Here is a 2,287-nt window from a genome sequence, read left to right as displayed (position 1 = left end):
GTTCTTGCATTGAGTCCATCAAAACCCCTTGGGTGTTGTATGGTTAAGCCTCACGGGCAATTAGTACAGGTTAGCTCAACGCCTCACAACGCTTACACACCCTGCCTATCAACGTTCTAGTCTCGAACAACCCTTTAGGATACTTAAAGTATCAGGGAAGACTCATCTCAGGGCTCGCTTCCCGCTTAGATGCTTTCAGCGGTTATCGATTCCGAACTTAGCTACCGGGCAATGCGTCTGGCGACACAACCCGAACACCAGAGGTTCGTCCACTCCGGTCCTCTCGTACTAGGAGCAGCCCCCTTCAATCTTCCAACGCCCACGGCAGATAGGGACCGAACTGTCTCACGACGTTCTAAACCCAGCTCGCGTACCACTTTAAATGGCGAACAGCCATACCCTTGGGACCGACTTCAGCCCCAGGATGTGATGAGCCGACATCGAGGTGCCAAACACCGCCGTCGATATGAACTCTTGGGCGGTATCAGCCTGTTATCCCCGGAGTACCTTTTATCCGTTGAGCGATGGCCCTTCCATACAGAACCACCGGATCACTATGACCTGCTTTCGCACCTGCTCGAATTGTCATTCTCGCAGTCAAGCGGGCTTATGCCATTGCACTAACCTCACGATGTCCAACCGTGATTAGCCCACCTTCGTGCTCCTCCGTTACTCTTTGGGAGGAGACCGCCCCAGTCAAACTACCCACCAGGCACTGTCCGCAACCCCGATAAGGGGTCGACGTTAGAACATCAACACTACAAGGGTGGTATTTCAAGGACGGCTCCACACAATCTAGCGACTGTGCTTCAAAGCCTCCCACCTATCCTACACATGTAGGGTCAATGTTCAGTGCCAAGCTGTAGTAAAGGTTCACGGGGTCTTTCCGTCTAGCCGCGGGTACACTGCATCTTCACAGCGATTTCAATTTCACTGAGTCTCGGGTGGAGACAGCGTGGCCATCATTACGCCATTCGTGCAGGTCGGAACTTACCCGACAAGGAATTTCGCTACCTTAGGACCGTTATAGTTACGGCCGCCGTTTACCGGGGCTTCGATCAAGAGCTTCGACCGAAGTCTAACCCCATCAATTAACCTTCCGGCACCGGGCAGGCGTCACACCGTATACGTCATCTTACGATTTTGCACAGTGCTGTGTTTTTAATAAACAGTTGCAGCCACCTGGTATCTGCGACTCTCGTCAGCTCCATCCGCAAGGGACTTCACCATCAAGAGCGTACCTTCTCCCGAAGTTACGGTACCATTTTGCCTAGTTCCTTCACCCGAGTTCTCTCAAGCGCCTTGGTATTCTCTACCCGACCACCTGTGTCGGTTTGGGGTACGATTCCTTACAATCTGAAGCTTAGAGGCTTTTCCTGGAAGCATGGCATCAATGACTTCACTACCGTAGTAGCTCGACGTCGTGTCTCAGCCTTAAGAAGAGCCGGATTTACCTAACTCTTCAGCCTACGCACTTGAACCTGGACAACCGTCGCCAGGCCCACCTAGCCTTCTCCGTCCCCCCATCGCAATTGTAAGAAGTACGGGAATATTAACCCGTTTCCCATCGACTACGCCTTTCGGCCTCGCCTTAGGGGTCGACTTACCCTGCCCCGATTAACGTTGGACAGGAACCCTTGGTCTTCCGGCGAGGAGGTTTTTCACCCCCTTTATCGTTACTCATGTCAGCATTCGCACTTCTGATACCTCCAGCATGCTTTACAACACACCTTCAACGGCTTACAGAACGCTCCCCTACCCAATGAAGTAAACTTCATTGCCGCAGCTTCGGTTTATTACTTAGCCCCGTTACATCTTCCGCGCAGGCCGACTCGACCAGTGAGCTATTACGCTTTCTTTAAATGATGGCTGCTTCTAAGCCAACATCCTGGCTGTCTGAGCCTTCCCACATCGTTTCCCACTTAGTAATAATTTGGGACCTTAGCTGGCGGTCTGGGTTGTTTCCCTCTCCACGACGGACGTTAGCACCCGCCGTGTGTCTCCCGGATAGTACTTACTGGTATTCGGAGTTTGCAAAGGGTTGGTAAGTCGGGATGACCCCCTAGCCTTAACAGTGCTCTACCCCCAGTAGTATTCGTCCGAGGCGCTACCTAAATAGCTTTCGGGGAGAACCAGCTATCTCCAGGTTTGATTGGCCTTTCACCCCTAGCCACAAGTCATCCGCTAATTTTTCAACATTAGTCGGTTCGGTCCTCCAATTGATGTTACTCAATCTTCAACCTGCCCATGGCTAGATCACCTGGTTTCGGGTCTATATCCAGCGACT

At 52.0% G+C, this 2,287-nt stretch carries 1 rRNA gene; it reads right to left on the bottom strand.

Annotated elements, in window-relative coordinates:
* Nucleotides 1–39 precede the first annotated feature (39 nt).
* Nucleotides 40–2,287, bottom strand: a 23S ribosomal RNA gene (locus OQJ86_RS26200); the annotation flags it as partial.

Source organism: Vibrio sp. Sgm 5 (assembly GCF_026241575.1).
GTDB classification, from domain to species: Bacteria; Pseudomonadota; Gammaproteobacteria; order Enterobacterales; family Vibrionaceae; genus Vibrio; species Vibrio jasicida.
The sequence above is the reverse complement of the archived record's forward strand: the minus strand, read 5'-3'. Positions and strand labels throughout refer to the sequence as shown.